Consider the following 17,432-nt stretch of genomic DNA (forward strand, 5'->3'; position numbering starts at 1 on the left):
ACTATAAAAATCCCCTAGCTCTAGTGTGATTTCTTACTGATAAGGGTTTGTTTTACATTTTCGCGAAAGCGAGATTGTTTTAAAACGGATATCCAATAGCAAAGTTAAAAATTGGTTCGTCAAATTTGAAATCCCATCGCTCGCCCTCTGGTAATGATGGATCGTGAAAAGGCGCTGCGAGATCAAAACGGATCACAAAGCCCTGTACATCTACTCTAAGCCCAAAACCACCGCCTATTCCAAGTTCATTAATAAAATCTGAGGTGAACTTATCTTTACCCTCAAGATCTTCATTTTCTGTGCTATTCCAAATATTTCCAGCATCTACAAAAAAGGCACCCTTGAGGTAATTGAAAATTGGGAAACGATACTCTGCATTTGCCTCTAGCCTGATGTTTCCTATTTGATCAAAGAAGTTTCCGCCAGATTGGTTTCCAGAAGATGTTCCAGGACCTAAAGAGCGTATTCTAAAAGCACGCACACTATATGGTCCACCAGAATAGTATTGCTTTACAAATGGTAATATCTCTGAGTTTCCGTACGCATACCCATATCCTGCAAAGAGTCTCGTCGCGATTTTCTGCTCATTTGCCATATTAAAATGATACCTAAAATCTACATCTAGCTTTGCAAACTGCGCATATTCTAGTCCTATAAATGTCTTATTTTGAGTGTCTGCATCATCTTTACCTAGCAAACTAACGGCGTTACCTGCAAGCTCAAAATTAGAATTGAAAAAGATTTGATGTGTTTTTTGCGTATCTACCATCCCATTATAGGTAAAACTGTAATTGAGTCCCGCAATAAACTGCTGATCAAAACTCTGTCTTAATAAGGGATTTTCGGTGAGTATATCTTCAAATTCTGTCGTGGTATTAGAGAGTCTCGTATAACTCACAGAAATAGGATTAATACGGTGTGTGACATATTTATTTGCATCCCACACATAGCCAAACCCTACATTACCAGATAATAAGGTGTATAATTTAGAACGACTCAAATAATCCACGCCGAGTGCTGCAACCGTTTTTGGAATATTATACTCAAAAAAATCTGTTGAAATATCAATAGGAAATATCACTCTTGGGAATACGAGTTCGCTGGCCAGACCTAACTCTATACTACTTAATGACTCACCTCCTCCTAGTTGTACTTCGTATCCTGCAGATCCTGTGATATTAAGAATCTCTCCGCCGTTAAAAAGATTTCTGTTGCTATAGGTTAAAGCCAATCCAGGTCCAGCAAAGTTGTTTGATTTGGTCACTGCTTGCACTTCAGCTCGTATGGCTCTTTTATTTAATGGCGACAAGTAAATATTTGCCTCAAGAATACCCAAGCTATCTGTGCGCAAGCTATCAATCTCGTCATACTGGATATTTACAAATTTATAAGCTCCTATAGTAGATAGTCGTCGCGCAGTGTTACGGGAGACATCTGGATGATACAATTGCCCTTCTTCAAGTTGTACAAATGGCGCAAGGTATTTAGGTTTAAAATAAAGCTCTTCTTGAATAAAATTAAGACTATCAAAGCGAACCACATCAGATTGTAACGAGTCTTTGAGCGCATAATTAGGATACACATTTACCTTGTTTATCTTGTAAGGTACAATGACCTTATTAGGCACATCCTTCTTAATCTTCAAGAACATATCAAAACGTTTATTGCTGTATTGATTGGTATCTATCTCAAATATTAAAAACGAAGGATTGAAGTTGTAATATCCTTTTCTTTTAAGGAGGTAATCAATGCGATCTCGCTCAAGTTTAAGGTTAGACAAGTCATATCTCATGCCTTTTTCAAGCGGTGAGGAAGCCACCGTGCTTATCATTTCCCTATAAATGGGCGGTGATAATGTATCGAGTTGATACGTCTCCATGCGGTATGGCGTAGGGACTTTTAAATCATATATGATGGAGGCTCTTTTTTTTGTCTCGCTTTCGCGAAAGCGTGAACTCACCGTACTATAGAAAAATCCGCGGTTTTCTAGTCTGTTACGTAGTAATGATTCTACTTCAAACTCCTCTACATCAGATTGATAAACAGGCTCCTCTCCTATCTTTTTATTAAGCCATTTATTGATTACTCCTGGTTTTTCACGCTGTGCTTTGTAATAAACACTTAAATAAGGATAACCGCCTAAGATTTTAGAATTAGGTGTAGGTCGTAAGACGCCTTCAAGCTCTGTTTGTAGCGAGCTTTGATTTGTGATGGTGCTATCTGGCGTTATGATAATTTCAGCGCCAGTATATAAACGTTCTCCCTCTGGAATGTACTTTTCAACACTACAAGATGCGCAAAAAGTAATCAAAACTAGAGCTGAAAAATATGTAGATAATCGGTATTGCACGTGCTAGTTGTTTTTATTGTTTTCAATAGTTTCCTCAGGTGGAGTCGCTTCTTTCTTAGCTTTTTCCTCTTCTACAAGCTGCTGCTGTTTCTTTCTTAAAATAGCATCCCACAGCTGACTAAATTTATTGAACTCTTGCTGGAATATAAGTGAAATACCACTTACAATCGTTTGTCCATCTATTACATTCTCAAACTCACTACGACGAAAACCTTTAAGACGGTATTGACCATCCTCTGTAAGCTCATATTCAAGACTCACATTCCCTATAAGCGGATTGCTCTCGCCAGAGGCACTCTGACCAGCTACATCAACACTACTGCCCACGCGTACTGTAAGCTTATCCCCAAAAAACTTACGTTGTGCTGCAATATCTAGTTGTGTGCGCTCTTGCGGTGTGGTTCCTTGATAATCTGTAAAACTATCTAATCCGAAATCAAGTTGAAATCCTGTTTTACCTAATAACTTATCTGAAAAAATATTAAGCTGGTCCGATAAAGCGTCATTTAAGTTATCTCTTGCAATACTTGCAAAACCACCGCGACTTCCATCAGAATTGGAATCTGGATAAAATCTATTTAATACCAGCAATGAGAATACCTGACGGTTGAGCTCTCCTTCTTGCTGGTTTACTTGCTGCACACGGCTATAAACTTGGCCACCTATGGCGCCTTGTTCGTCTTCTGGTAAATCAAGCGCAAAATTAATTTTTGGACTCAGAAGTTCGCCATCTATATTTAAATATACTAAGAACGGTAGCTGCTGTCTGTATTTACTAATTTGAGCAGGATCTGCTCCTGCATTTGCGCTTGCCATTAAAGGTGATGCAGAAGCCTCAACTTCATATACAGCACGTACATCAAGTTTTGCATCAAATGGATCACCAGACCAGCTTACTCTACTACCAGGATCTAATTTAAATGTGCGGTTCACTAGATTGTAAAGATTCATTTCATACTGACCACTGGTTACGTCGTACACACCCGTGAGCGTCATTCTACCATTAGGTTGTAATGTAAAATTAAAATCTCCTTCTCCTTGTACTTTGAGATTATCACCTGTTTCTTTATCTATAAGAACAGTTACTAGCGCTTCTTTGTTTACCTTAAAAAGTCCTTTAAAATCAAAACCTGTAATTGTACCGGTCTCCTCTTCTGTTCTTGTAAGTATGGCATCTGGATTTTCACGATTTACAAAAACAACAATTCCGTCACTAGATTCTATATTTGCTGCCGCCGTAGGCATCACATAAGTAACATCAGTAGCACCTCCTACTGTCGCGTCTACTGTAACAATTGGAATTTGTAAATCCCCCTTGATACTTGCTTTTGCATCAAAAACAGCCGTACCATAAATGAAGTCATTATCTTCTGGCTTAGCATTTAAAGCCTGAAAATCTTTTGCGTTAATTGTTAAATCAAAAGTTGGATTAATAAAACTCTCCGTACCAATGAGCCCAGAGACTACAAGTGTGTTTTGTTTTTCATCTAATACTGTAAAATTAGACATCGAGATTCCATCGTTATCTAAGGAGATTGTTTCGTTCTTTAAAGAAAAAGGAGCATTGAGCTTTGATACTATAAATCCACCATTCTTAAACCTCAAAAATCCTTGATATTCTAAGCTTGCAAGTGCCCCATTTAATTTAAAATTACCCTCAAGACTTCCTGAGCCATCTTTGAGTTCACCAAGAGAAAAGCCATCTATAGCTTCCATTTTAATCTCATTAATATCGAGATCCATATTAATCAATGCGCCATCTACGTCTGCTACATAATCACCAGTCAGATCAAGGTCTACACTTCCACCTTGCACTCCCAGGTTGAAGTCATAACGATCTCCATTGAGTGACCTACCTGTAAGCTCTGCTGTGCCTAAGTTTTCTCCTAATAAACCTAGCTCTTGCACATATAAGTCTGCCAAAAAACCTAAATCTCCAAAAGGCTCTTCTAACACCAAATCTCCGTTAAGATTTCCAGTAGCTAGTTGCTCATTCGGATTGAGATAAGCTAGAAATTCGCTAATCTTAAAATTCCTAAAGTCTATTGCGATATGGTCTTTCTCAATGGTAGGAAGCTTATCTGTAATCTCTACTGATTGGGTATTTCGCTTAAAGCGAAAATCGTTAAAGGATAATTTTTTATCTGTGATGAGGACTTCATTAGTAACTGGGATTCCCCATTGTTTTTTATTAAAAATCAAACTATCTCTCAATACATGAAAACGGAGATTCTCTCTACTTCCAGTAATTTCAGATTGAACTTGTATAAGCTTCTCTCCTCCCGCATAGGCAAGAAAATCTAATGCTAGCTCATTATTGGTCTGATTACCGCTTATCTCTGTACGCTGAATTGCAAGTGGTCCAGCTTTAATTCCTTTAAAGCCTAGATTGAAATTAAAATCATCCTTATCTGTATTCATTACAAAAGCAAGACTATCAATCTCATTACCTCCATAATTAATATGTGGTGCTTTAATAGAAGCATTTAAGACACGCTCTGCTTGCGCAAAGTCTAGATCAATGGATACCGTGTCAAGATCTTTCATGTTTACTAAAAACACTTCATTAAGCAAAGGCGACTGTCTAATTTTTCCTTTAAGAATAAGATTTACAGGATTCACCAGTGTATCTGCAACAGCCACATCTCTATAGAAATAGCTATAAATGTGATCTTGAAGTGCTGTTGTTATGCGTGCTGGATCTGCATTTGATTTTAAATCAAGATTCATGATTTTATTATCAAAAGTAACTGAGGTACTATCTGGGCGAACTCTCGCAGTACCATCTAGATTCCCGATAAGGTATGAGCGGTCATCGTAAACAATAATACCATCATCCATCGTAGCAGCTACATCATAACTCGTTGCATTACCTTTAAAATTTCCTTTTAGTTTAAAACCTGTGCGCACATCTCTTTGCATGAGACCAAGCGCTTGAAGATCTGCTCCTATAATGTCAAGATCTATTGAGGCTTCAGGAGCTATAGAATCTAACACTACTAAGCCGTCTAACGTCATATTAAGATTTTCATCTTTATAAGTAGATTCAAATGCTCCTTTACCATTTGTGACTTGACCTTTAAGGTTAAGATCCTTAATGGCATACTTATTATATTGGAAAGTATTTACAGTTGCATCTACACTAGCATCGAGTGTATTTATGGTGCTCCCTGATCCACTAGTTTTAACAGATAAGGTGAGTGCTCCTAATTGGTCATTCCCCAATAATTCTCCCATCGCATATTCCTGCACAGCAAGATCTGCCTCAAATGCAATTCTGTTACTATTTTTAAATCTACCAGCTATGGTTGCTGCACCTTGGCTTGTAGTCATTGTTGCGTTCGCTATAATATCCTCAATACTACCTTTTGCACTCCCTACTAGTTTAAACTTCTCAGGTAAATTAATTGAAAGCGAGTCTGTGCTTGTAAACTTTGAAATATCTCGCTTGGTTGTTTGTGCTTGTAATTTTGGTAAGTTCACGTAGAGTTTATCTACATCATTAAGATTACTAAGAGAACCACTTGCTGAAATCGCTGTTTCATTACCCCAATTCACGCGTAATGATGGAACATCAAGTGAAGCCAACGATCCTGTTGCACTTACAGATCCAGTTATTAATTGCTTGCTTAATGCGCTTGCATATTGATTGTTTGCTAAGTCTTTCTGAAATCGATAAGCATCCTTAACATTAAATTTAACGCTTGGTATTGAGACATTTAGAGTTACCTTTTCAGGTTGCGATGTTAATGATTCAAACGAAGGGTAATTCATTGATATATTACCATCTAAAGCACTATTATTTAACTGAAGCTTTAAATCATTGATAGCTAGATTTTGCTCAGAAACGATAAAATCTGTTGCCAAAGATTTGAGATGAATACCACTAAATTCATAACCCGAAAGATGATCGATAGTACTACCCGCTTTAAAATCTTTTAGAAATGTATTTGATGCGTCAAAGGCAATATCTTCAAGAATAACAGCATTGGGATTGAATGTACCTTTAGAAGGAGTTGCTCCATCTACTGTATAGGCAATATCTGTATTTTTTATTAGCGCATCGTTTATTTCAATACTGTAAGCCGGAAAAATGGAACTCGCTACCGTTTCATTATCTGTTGCAGATGCAACAGTGGTCATATCAATACCCAACTTGCTATCTGCAATATTGATTGTATTTACATCTATGGTAAACGTATTAAAATCTGCCTTTGGGATTTCGGTATATAATTCTTGGAAGTCGAAATCAAAATCAATTCCTGCCTCTGTACCAGTATAATTACCGCTAACGTTGTTAAGCGTTAACTCGTCAAACGCTAGAAATGGCAGCGGAATTTCTTCTGCATTAGGATCTGAAGGGATTGGGACTTGGTAAATATTAAAGCGTCCATTTTCAATCAAGCCACTAGTAGCAGTAAATTTTATTGCTTCTAGGTCTACTACATCCACCTCTACTTCAAGAACATCAAATACATAACTACTTGTAATTCCGGTTACGGCATCATTGTAAGTGATGTCAAAATCCTTTAGGGAAATATCTCCTATAATTATATCAAGCGGCTTTGTCGTAGTGGTATCTATCACTGCAGTTGATGGGCTAGCAAATGCTTCTGTAATAAAGTCAAAGTTGAACCCAGAGATACTGTCCTCTCTAATAATATTTGCACGAACGCCTTCCCATTGTGCATCCTCTATCCCTATTCCAGAACCCTGAATTATAGGAAGAAATGGGATATTTGCCTCTAATGATCTGCTGTAAACCAGTGTATCACCTTTCTTATCTTCTATATAAAGTCCTTCGACCGCAATATCACCGTCAAAAGTGATAAACAACCTTTCTAGTTCAACTTTGGTATTTGTTTTTTCAGATAAATAGGTAACTGCTTTTGAAGCTATAATATTCTGTCCCCACTCACTGCGAATGAATAAAATAATTAAGAATAAAATAAGAAGTATGGTCAGTAAGATTCGACCAATAATGCGCAGCCATCGATACTTTCTCTTAGGCTTTTTTTGGATAGACTGTTGTTCTTCTGACAATGAAAATAGAGGGTTTGATAAGCTTTAACAAATTAACGCCCATATTCGCTTTTAACATAATTTGACGATGTAATCTTCTGTTAAATAGTATCGAACTACTATTAAAATTTTAACATTGTTGTGAGTTACGCTTTCGCGAAAGCGTAATTAGAGATTGACATGTGATAATCTAAGTATAAACGAACGACTTCTGGATTGGAGAAAAGCTACTAGTACTGCTAGTCAGCTAGTAAGACATTATCTATTATAAATATAGAGCCATTAGATGGGCTTATATCTGATGTTATAATTCTTGCACTATGGCCAGTATTATCGTTGAGAATAATAGCTGACTTATCTAACTCGGCCTGTATACTGCTTCCATTTTGAGTGGTCAACTCTAGTGAGCCTCCACTATTTATAATTTCTGAAGTTAGTTTTTCGGTAGTCCACTTATTCTTTACAAGGTGATACTTGAGTGCGGTTTTTGCCTCTGCCTTATTATAATTATCAGACTCGTTATCGAGAATGTCGAGGTTCTTATCTTCAAACGCTTCATTTATGGGAGCAAATACAGTAAAGACTCCTTTATTTACTAAGCATTCATCAATGTCTAATTCCCTAATTTGTAATTCAAATTCTGAAAGTTCTTCTTTCTCATTAATTTTTGACACCAAGCCATGAACCTTATTATCTTCGATGGTAATCTGTTCTTTCAAAGCTTTTTCTGATAATTTCTTTTGAAAAATCTCACGTTTCGCTTCTTCTCTTATTTGTTGATTTCTTTGTTTATTATCACAAGAAGATAGCGCCATGAGTGCGGCAACGCATCCTCCTAACAGTATCGATTTGTTTAAAAACATGGTAATTTCTCTTTTTTACAAATATCATAAGGAGACTAAAGAATGACCGCTAAGTAATCGTTAAAACTGAAAGAAAAGACGTTAAAAACATAAAAAGCGAGCCATTATAGCTCGCTTTTTATAACTTTTCAATAAATAAGACACCGATTATAGGGTATCCATATCAATAACAAAACGATATTTTACATCGTTATTTTGTACTCGCTCATAGGCTTCATTGATGTTTTTCATATCAATCATTTCTATATCACTTACAATGTTGTGCTTACCGCAAAAATCAAGCATTTCTTGAGTCTCTTTAATTCCTCCTATAAGAGAACCTGCAACACTTTTACGTCCCATAATAAGATTACCGCCATGAACATCTGGTAATGGTTCTATAGCTCCTACCATACACATAGTACCATCTACACCTAGAAGTGATAAATATGGATTAATATCATGGCTTACAGGTACCGTGTTTAATATAAAATCAAATGTTCCGTGTTGCTCTTCCATCGCATCTTCATCCTTAGAGATAAGAACACTATCAGCACCTAGACGTTTTGCATCATCTGCCTTTCCTTTTGAAGTAGTGATCATTACTGTTTCTGCCCCCATTGCATGAGAAAACTTAATTCCCATGTGGCCTAGACCACCTAGACCTACAATTCCTACTTTCATTCCTTCCTTGATACCCCAGTGGTGTAATGGTGAGAACGTAGTGATACCTGCGCACAATAAAGGTGCAACGGCTTTTAAATCTAGATTACTTGGTATGTTAAGTACAAAGTTCTGATCTACAGTTACTTCTTGAGAGTACCCTCCAAAAGTGTGCCCATCTGTATGCTTGTCTTTACTGTTGTAAGTCCATGTCGCGCCTTCTTTACAGAATTGCTCAAGGTCACTTTTACATGAAGAACATTCTTGACATGAATCAACGAGGCAGCCTACTCCTACAACGTCTCCTTTTTTAAACCCAGTTACTTCAGATCCTACTTCTATTACTTCTCCTACTATTTCATGACCTGGAACTACAGGATACATTGCTGGTCCCCAATCACTTCTTACTGTATGTATATCGCTGTGACAAACTCCACAATATGTGATTTTTATCTTTACATCTGTAGCGAGTGTATCACGACGCTTTATCGTCATTTCTTTTAAATCGGCATCTTTATCTTGGGCACCGTATGCTTTTACTTCTGTCATATTTGGTTATTTAGTTTATTGTTATGTCTAGTTTTCGCGAAAGCGTAACTATTCTTCTTTCTTTTTAAAATGTTGAAATCTTCTGAAACCTACTCCTGTTTTTAACTGGCGAGCTTTATTATAGTAGGCGTCTGCATAGACTCTCGTAAAATTTGCTCCAAAGAATAAAATCAGGCTGCTATAAGAAACCCAGAGCATGATGAGGATTATAGATCCTGCTGCTCCATATGTAGAACCAGGCTCCATAGTATTAAAGTAGTAGGCCATTGCAACTTCTCCTAGTATAAATAGAATGGTTGTAAGACCAGCGCCTACTCGTACTGCTTTCCACCTAATATAAACACTGGGCAAGAACTTAAATAATGCAGCAAATAACGTGTAAATCACTATGAGCGAAATGGATATGTCGATTATAAAAATAAATTCTATTAAAGAAGCTGGTAAGAATTCTGCAAGTCTATTTGAAAAAGCACTAAGTAGTGAAGTGGCTATAAAACTGATGAGAAGCAGGAAACCAATAATCAAAATAAATCCAAAACCCTTTGCTCTACTTTTTATAATATTAAAAATCCCATCTTGCTCATTGAGATTTACTCCCCATATAGTGTCTAGTGCCTGCTGTAATTGAAAAAAAACACCCGTTGCACCATATAATAGTACTAATATACCCACCGTAGCTGTAAAAAAACCAGTTTCTTCATCTCCTCGGTCTACCATCATGAGTCGTATAGACTCGGCTGTTTCTTGTCCTAAAACTTTAGTGATTTCAGCAAGTAGCTCTCCTTGAACAATGTCTCTGCCCCAGACTGCACCTACAATGTTTAAAATAATAACAACAAGTGCAGGTAGTGATAAAATGGCATAATATGCAACAATAGCACTTAGCTTAAATGGCTCTGATGCCATCCAGTTTTTATAAGTGTCAACCGTAAGGCGAGGCACATCCTTTATTTTAAAAGAATGCCTGCCTTGGTCTGCCGTCATATAGTTGTCTATTTCTTCCATAAAAAAACCCTTTTGCAAGGGTTTAAAAGTTATGAGTTCTCTTTTTGCTCTTCGAGTGTTGGGTAATCAATGTAACCTTCTTTACCAAGTGTGTAAAATGTATCTGGATTAGGGTCATTGAGAGAAGCATTTTCTTCAAAACGCTTTACTAAATCTGGGTTTGCTATAAAATTACGTCCAAAAGCGACTAAATCTCCTTTATTATCCATTAAGTCTTGATTTGCCTTTGCAGCATCATAACCACCACTTAGAATAAGCAAACCGCTAAAACGGTCGCGTATATTTTTCTGGATATCTGCCGGTAAGCCAGGTGCACCCATAGACTCGTGGTTTACGAGATGTATATAAACTGGCGCAAGCTCTTCTAATTTTGCAGACAGGTAATCAAATGTTTCTTTCTGACTATCAAAAGGCCCAAGGTCATTCATTGCTCCATTAGGAGAAAGTCTGATTCCCACTTTTTCTTTCCCTATTGCCGCTATAACACGTTCTGTAACCTCAAGTGTAAAGCGGCATCTATTCTCTACAGATCCTCCGTAATGATCATCTCTCTTATTTGTTCCAGTATTTAAAAACTGATCTAGTAAGTACCCATTTGCACTATGTACTTCTACACCGTCAAAACCTGCTTCAATAGCATTTTTTGCCGCAGTAACATATTCTTCTATGGTATTTTCTATATCTTCAACAGTCATCGCTGTAGGCTCTGGGATAGATAATTCACCTTTACCATCTACATACATCTTCGTTTCCTCTGGTCTAATAGCAGATGGTGCAAAAATAACTGCCTCCTCAGACATATTATCTGGATGTGATATACGTCCAGAGTGCATAAGTTGCATAAATATCTTTCCATCATTTTTGTGTACAGCAGCTGCTACTGGCGTCCATGCTTTTACTTGCTCACGACTATAAATACCAGGTATACGAGGATATCCTACACCATTAAGTGATGGCGATGTTCCTTCTGTAATAATAAGTCCTGCTCCTGCACGCTCACCGTAGTATTGAATCATTATATCTGTCGGGATATGTCCCGCAGTAGACCTTGATCTCGTAAGAGGAGCCATTACTACTTTATTTTTTAATGAAAAATGTTCAGTTTTTAATGGGCTTAAGAGTTCTTTATAATCTTTCATGTACCTTTTTATTTGCAAAGCTAGCGCATGCTTTCGCTCATAGCGGTTAAGGCGTTGTTAAAACAGTGTTTTCATTTTCATAAGGTTTTCACTTTCGTGAAAAATTAAAATCATAGCCTTCAATCTATTTGATGCCAGTAAGTGAAGTTGTATTTTTAGACCCTAAGTGAATACAGTAATAGTTCACTTTCACAAAAATCTAGCACATGGCAACTAAAGACATGATTCTCAAGAAACTTCAAATTTTAATCACACAAGAATTTGATAGTCCCGAGCAGGCTTTTGCTTTTTTTGATGAAGATGGTAATGGTACTTTATCCAAAGATGAAATCAAAGAACTTTTGAAAAAAGCAGAAATAAGTGGTTTTATAAGATCTATGGTTGCATCTGCACTCATAGATGGATACAGTAAGGATGGTAATGATAATGTAAGCTGGGAAGAGTTTAAAAAAGCACTTGACGAAATCAAACACTGATTTTCCTCTAATAGCATTCACACTTTTTGAATAGCATTCATAATATTTTCCATTTTTTAGGAATTATTCCTAATATTTCAAAATAAAGAGTAACTTTGTAACTCATTTATGAATGAGACAGAGCCTACATATCATTGTGTTATAGACGTAGAAACTACGGGAAAAGGAATTAACGGCAATCGCATTACAGAAATTTGTGCGGTACGCCTTAAAGATGGTGAGGTAGTAGATAAATTTACTTCACTAGTAAACCCAGAACAATACATCCCGCCATTTATTACCAATCTTACAGGGATAGATGATGCTATGGTGGCAGATGCACCACTGTTTAATGAAATCGCAGATCGCATTATTGAGATATCCTCTGGAGCCATATTTGTAGCACATAATGTCACTTTTGATTTTAATGTATTACGTAGTGAGTTCAAGCGACTCGGTCATTCATTTACTCGAAAGAAACTGTGTACGGTGAGACTTTCGCGAAAGCTTATACCTAGCCTCTTCAGCTACTCGTTAGGCAATCTGTGCGCCTCTATAGGAGTTCCTCTTAACAATCGTCACAGAGCCGAAGGAGATACAGATGCTACCGTTATTCTTTTTAAAAAATTACTAGTAATGGATGAAGATGGAAAAGTAATGAGTTCCTTCCTCAATGTTCGGTCAAAAGAAGCAACGCTCCCACCACATTTACCATCGCGCATTATTCAAGAGTTACCAGAAACTGCTGGAATATACTTATTTAAAGATCGTGCGGGTAAAGTGATTTATGTGGGCAAGGCAATTAATATTAAAAAGAGAGTCCTCTCGCATTTTTACGACAAGAAAAACAAGGAATACTTATTAGGTCAAGAAACCTATCAAATAGATTATGAAGTTACTGGTAATGAACTTTGTGCACTATTATTAGAATCTGAATATATCCAGCAATATTATCCAAAGTTTAATAGAGCGCAAAAAATACCTGCTAGTACCTACTCTATTATGTCCTATGAGAATAGAAAAGGTATCATACAGCTCGCGGTAGCCAAGACAAAATATCGTCATACTGCTACTCAAAAAGTGTACACAAGGGCAAAAGCGACAGAGCGACTCATGGAGCTGTGTGAGATGTTTGAGTTATGTCCTCGTTTTTGCGGACTTCAAGCAACTTTTGATGAATGCTCGCACTACAGTTTAAAAAATTGCAAAGGTATTTGTAGTGATAATGAATCTGTGTCTGATTATAATCTCCGAGTTCGAGCGGCATTAGAATCCTTTGATGCAGAAAATGAGAGTTACATTATTAAAGAAGATGGTCGTACAGATGATGAAACAGCTTTTATATATATAGAGAAAGGTGTTTATAGAGGTTTTGGTTTTGTTCCTGAGACGGAGCAGGTGCGTCATTTTGATGAAGTAGCCTCACATTTATTACCTAAAAAAAGTACGTATCATACAGACATGATATTGAGAAGTTATTTACGTAGACATAAAAACCCGCTTATTGTATCACTTGCTATTTCTGCTTAATTATGGACACAGCCTTAGATTTTAAAACCTATTACCTTGAAATACCTGAACTATTAGTAAGTCATTATCCTGATCTTAATTTTCAAAACCATTGCTATCTACGCATTGCGCTAGATAATGTCATAGGTACAAAGTGGGATACTCAGATTGCTAAGCCAGCATATAAGCATCTTACTATAGATCAAAGAAAACTGGTCATATCTTATCTCTCATCTTATGTGAAAGATAAAAACCTACTTTTATCACATAATATGATTTCTCTAGCATACCGCGGGAAATTAGCATAGATATTTATCTCTTAAAGATTTAAATAAAAAGAGTACCTTTTCTTATTAAGGAAAGTATAATTGGTAATTTTGCACCATTAATCACAGTATATGATATCGAGATATATAGTGGTTTATAAAAGGCCATGATAACATATAATCACGGTACTACTAATTATCTTTCTATGCACCCAAATAACAAAAATATAGGTCCTTATCTCTTTAAACAGCTTAGAAAAGCAAATAAAGAGCTTGCTCCTTATGTTCTAGAAACAGACCGTGGTATTCAAACAATAGATTTTACAAATCCTAAAGCAGTATTAGAACTTAATCGTGCTATTTTATTAAATGACTATTCATTAAACTGGTATGAGATTCCTGAAGGATATTTATGTCCAGCAGTCCCAGGACGTGTAGATTATCTCCATTATCTCAATGATTTTTTAGGCAAGGAAGACGCACATGGACTTGATATAGGTACTGGTGCAAATTTTGTGTATCCACTTCTAGCAGGATCTGTTTTTAAATGGAAAATGAAAGGAGTTGATATTGATGCAAAAGCAATTAGAAATGCAAATGCTATTCTTGAAAAAAACACACACCTCAAAGGTTTTTTAACAGCTACCTATCAACAGGATCGTGCTAATATCTTTAAAGGAGCAATTTTACCTGACGAGCATTACGATTTTACAATGTGTAATCCTCCTTTTTACAGCTCTGAAAAAGACGCTTTTAAAGCGACCAAGGAAAAATCAAAAGGGCTTAAACTCAAAGAAGTTGAGCGTAACTTTGCGGGACAATCTAATGAGCTATGGTGTAATGGTGGAGAAGCACTATTTATTAAGCGCATGGTCAAGGAAAGTGTAAATTTTAAATCCCAAGTAGGTTGGTTTACAACTTTAGTTTCAAAGAGTGAGCACCTTCCTAAGATTAAAAAGCAACTTGAGAAGCTTAAAGCAGAGCATAGAACTGTTGATATGTCTCAGGGTAATAAGAAGTCAAGATTTCTAGCTTGGAGATTTAAAGAATAATATTAAACAATACACTTCTTAACAATCAACTCAATTTCTTTTCTCTTCCTTTAATTAGATATGAGCCATACTCACTTCAAATTATTTAAACCCTATGGTTTTATTAGTCAGTTGCTTAGTAATGATGAGCGCCAGGCTAGGAAAAAGAGATTTTTGAGTGAGCTTTATGACTTTCCTAAGGGCACAATGGCTATAGGTCGTCTTGATGAAAAATCTGAGGGATTATTACTCATGACAACAGATGGTAAACTCTCAGATACCATTAATCGATCAGGTATTGAAAAGGAATATTATGTTCAAGTAGATGGCGATATTACAGACCAAGCGATTGAAGAAATGGCTGCTGGAGTAGAAATAGGTTTTGATGGCAAGAAATACCTTACTAAACCATCAAAAGTAAGGAGACTTGCAGGAACTCCTAACCTTCCGGAACGTTCAAAAAAGATAAGGGATGCTCGTCATGGTCCGGCTCCATGGATATCTGTCACTATTACAGAGGGAAAATTTAGACAAGTACGTAAGATGACGAGTGCTGTAGGATTTCCTACACTCAGACTTGTTAGAATAAGAATAGGCTCACAAACCCTAATGGGTCTGGAGCCTAAACAAGTTATTGAGGTAAAAGAATTACTTTAAGAAACTTTACTCACGCGTACTGCGTTCATTCCCTTCTGTCCTCTTTCTATTTCATAAGACACTTTATTGCCTTCTTTAAGTTCACCATCACGTACTTCAGAAATGTGTACAAAGTACTTCTCTGGAGTATCGGCATCTTTGATAAATCCAAAACCTTTTGAAGAGTCAAAGAATTCTACAAAACCAGTTCTAATAGGATCTGGCTCATCGCCTTCTTCCTTTTTAGGAATACCTAAAACAATATCCTCTACATCTACTTCTTCTTTAAGCGATGGATCTGGTGGCGTATCCACTAGTTGCCCTAAGTGGTTTACGTATACAAATTCGTTTAATTTTTCTCCGCTCTCTTTACGCGCAGCTTTTTTCTTGCGTTTGTCTTCAGCTTTTTTTAGCCTTTTCTTTTCTCGTTCTTTTTTACCAAAGGTTTCTTGTGGTCTAGCCATTAACTCTTTTATCGTATTAAATGAAGTCGCTACAAGAATATCTCGTAACGCTCACGTTTACGCAGTTTAAAATACCATTAAGTCTGTAAAAGAATTTTGAACTGTGCAATCTACCTTTTGATAAGGTATGCGTGAATATTTGTAAAGATACAAAAAATAAAGTGATTTTTTTGCTTTCGCGAAAGCGTAATAACTTATCCACCCCACTACTTCTTGCTTTTAACACCTTTTGTTATCCTTTTCTTATCAATGGGTTAAAGGTCATTTTATTACTTGATTCTGTTCTTAACTTTATAAAAAACAATAGATATGAAAACACAAGCAAATACAAATAACAGGCTTAAGGAAAATCAAAAAGACACATCATACAACTCTGATATTACGAGTGAAGACCTTAAAGTATTAGGACAAGACATCGAAAATAATATCCGTCTGGACGGTGGTGATGATGTGGCGTTAACTAATAGAGTAGAAAAAGTTGACTTTTCTGGGAAAGACCTTGACGTTCCTGGACGCACCGCGGCTAGCAAGAAAACTACAAACCGTATAAAAGATGAAGAAAATATGTTATATAGTCAAGGAGGAGAGTCTAATGAAAACCTTGAAGAACAAAGTAATCAATACATTAAGTAACGATTTGCACTTAACGATAAAAAGCGACCAAATGGTCGCTTTTTATTTATCTGGAAGTTAACTTTACCAATAGCATATATTTATTAAATGACAATAGCACATACAATACTTATCGGTTTAATAGGCTTTTCATTCCTTTATTATGGTGTGAGTTGTTTGTCATCTAATTTCATGACTGCCGAATTTGAGCGTTTTGGGCTATCAACCCTTCAAAGAAAAATTACTGGCGTAGCACAAATTATAGGTGGCTTAGGTGTTTTATTAGGATTTTTCTATAAGCCGCTTCAAGTTGCGGCTCTTATAGGAATCTCATTACTTATGTTATTAGGTTGGGGTGTACGGCTTAAAATAAAAGATACGTTTATAGCCGCTTTACCATCTTTTATATTTTTTGTGCTTAATGCTTACCTAGCATACTATCTAACATTTATTAGATAAGAATAATAAATACCGAAAGTGCTAAAAATAGAAATGCAGGGAAAGATTTCTTCAACGCATCGCCCACTTTTAAATGCATTGCAATCGCGCCTACCATCATTACAGCAATACCCAATGCACTATAAAATTCCAAACTAGGTACCACAATAGATACAAGTAGTCCTACTGCAAGTAAACACTTAATTGTTCCTACGGCTTTCATTGTAGTTTCTGATAAACCATAATGAGCAAACTCTTCTTTTAATGAGTTTGCATCTCCCCCTCTCCAAGGTGAAGATTGTCCTTTACGTAATAGCCATACATTAAGAATGCTTAAGCCAACGATACATTTTAAAACAATCGATAAATACTCCATTTTCTTTTTTTATTTAAAATTAAGATTTTAAGGCAGGTAATGCATACGTTTCATTTAAAATATTAATTTATCTCT

General features: G+C 36.4%; 15 protein-coding genes. 7 read left to right on the forward strand and 8 right to left on the reverse strand.

Annotated features, from left to right (window positions below; genetic code table 11):
• Positions 1-79: 79 nt before the first annotated feature.
• The 6 genes from D017_RS12875 to D017_RS12900 form a co-directional block, all read right to left on the reverse strand.
• Complete coding sequence (locus D017_RS12875) at positions 80-2,311, reverse strand: BamA/TamA family outer membrane protein (RefSeq protein WP_225969306.1); 2,232 nt, start codon at positions 2,309-2,311, stop codon at positions 80-82.
• Between the two features lie 42 nt (positions 2,312-2,353).
• Positions 2,354-7,393: a translocation/assembly module TamB domain-containing protein gene (locus tag D017_RS12880; protein ID WP_035336977.1), complete on the reverse strand. Its 5,040-nt coding sequence runs from the start codon at positions 7,391-7,393 to the stop codon at positions 2,354-2,356.
• A 218-nt stretch (positions 7,394-7,611) separates the two neighbouring features.
• Positions 7,612-8,091, reverse strand: coding sequence for a fasciclin domain-containing protein (locus D017_RS12885; protein WP_160164973.1), 480 nt, complete (start codon positions 8,089-8,091; stop codon positions 7,612-7,614).
• Between the two features lie 291 nt (positions 8,092-8,382).
• Positions 8,383-9,426, reverse strand: coding sequence for an NAD(P)-dependent alcohol dehydrogenase (locus D017_RS12890; RefSeq protein ID WP_035336981.1), 1,044 nt, complete (start codon positions 9,424-9,426; stop codon positions 8,383-8,385).
• A 48-nt stretch (positions 9,427-9,474) separates the two neighbouring features.
• Positions 9,475-10,431: a YihY/virulence factor BrkB family protein gene (locus D017_RS12895; protein ID WP_035336984.1), complete on the reverse strand. Its 957-nt coding sequence runs from the start codon at positions 10,429-10,431 to the stop codon at positions 9,475-9,477.
• A 29-nt stretch (positions 10,432-10,460) separates the two neighbouring features.
• On the reverse strand, positions 10,461-11,570 hold the full coding sequence (locus D017_RS12900) for an alkene reductase (RefSeq protein WP_035336986.1): 1,110 nt from the start codon (positions 11,568-11,570) through the stop codon (positions 10,461-10,463).
• Between the two features lie 206 nt (positions 11,571-11,776).
• On the opposite strand from D017_RS12900, the gene D017_RS12905 reads away from it, so the two are divergent.
• From D017_RS12905 to D017_RS12925, 5 genes are all read left to right on the forward strand, one after another.
• Positions 11,777-12,046, forward strand: a complete 270-nt coding sequence (locus D017_RS12905) for an EF-hand domain-containing protein (RefSeq protein WP_013752195.1) — start codon at positions 11,777-11,779, stop codon at positions 12,044-12,046.
• Positions 12,047-12,154: 108 nt separating this feature from the next.
• On the forward strand, positions 12,155-13,555 hold the full coding sequence (locus tag D017_RS12910) for an exonuclease domain-containing protein (protein WP_035336988.1): 1,401 nt from the start codon (positions 12,155-12,157) through the stop codon (positions 13,553-13,555).
• 2 nt (positions 13,556-13,557) lie between these two features.
• Positions 13,558-13,842 carry a hypothetical protein gene (locus D017_RS12915; protein ID WP_035336990.1) on the forward strand — a complete coding sequence of 95 codons (285 nt, stop codon included), beginning with the start codon at positions 13,558-13,560 and terminating at the stop codon, positions 13,840-13,842.
• Positions 13,843-13,967: 125 nt separating this feature from the next.
• The gene (rlmF, locus tag D017_RS12920) at positions 13,968-14,852 is read left to right on the forward strand and encodes a 23S rRNA (adenine(1618)-N(6))-methyltransferase RlmF (protein ID WP_343215426.1); all 885 of its coding nucleotides are present in this window, start codon (positions 13,968-13,970) and stop codon (positions 14,850-14,852) included.
• Positions 14,853-14,912: 60 nt separating this feature from the next.
• The gene (locus D017_RS12925; RefSeq protein ID WP_035336992.1) at positions 14,913-15,488 is read left to right on the forward strand and encodes a pseudouridine synthase; all 576 of its coding nucleotides are present in this window, start codon (positions 14,913-14,915) and stop codon (positions 15,486-15,488) included.
• Here D017_RS12925 and D017_RS12930 read toward each other — a convergent pair.
• Complete coding sequence (locus D017_RS12930) at positions 15,485-15,931, reverse strand: cold shock domain-containing protein (RefSeq protein ID WP_035336995.1); 447 nt, start codon at positions 15,929-15,931, stop codon at positions 15,485-15,487. The genes D017_RS12925 and D017_RS12930 overlap by 4 nt on opposite strands.
• Before the next feature lie 309 nt (positions 15,932-16,240).
• On the opposite strand from D017_RS12930, the gene D017_RS12935 reads away from it, so the two are divergent.
• A complete protein-coding gene (locus D017_RS12935) occupies positions 16,241-16,564 on the forward strand; it encodes a hypothetical protein (RefSeq protein WP_035336997.1) in 324 nt (107 codons plus the stop codon).
• An 87-nt stretch (positions 16,565-16,651) separates the two neighbouring features.
• Positions 16,652-17,002 carry a DoxX family protein gene (locus D017_RS12940; RefSeq protein WP_035337000.1) on the forward strand — a complete coding sequence of 117 codons (351 nt, stop codon included), beginning with the start codon at positions 16,652-16,654 and terminating at the stop codon, positions 17,000-17,002.
• Here D017_RS12940 and D017_RS12945 read toward each other — a convergent pair.
• A complete protein-coding gene (locus tag D017_RS12945) occupies positions 16,995-17,357 on the reverse strand; it encodes a DoxX family protein (RefSeq protein ID WP_035337002.1) in 363 nt (120 codons plus the stop codon). The genes D017_RS12940 and D017_RS12945 overlap by 8 nt on opposite strands.
• Positions 17,358-17,432: the final 75 nt, after the last annotated feature.

Origin of the sequence: Dokdonia sp. PRO95, assembly GCF_000355805.1 — a bacterium.
In the GTDB taxonomy this organism is placed as follows: domain Bacteria; phylum Bacteroidota; class Bacteroidia; order Flavobacteriales; family Flavobacteriaceae; genus Dokdonia.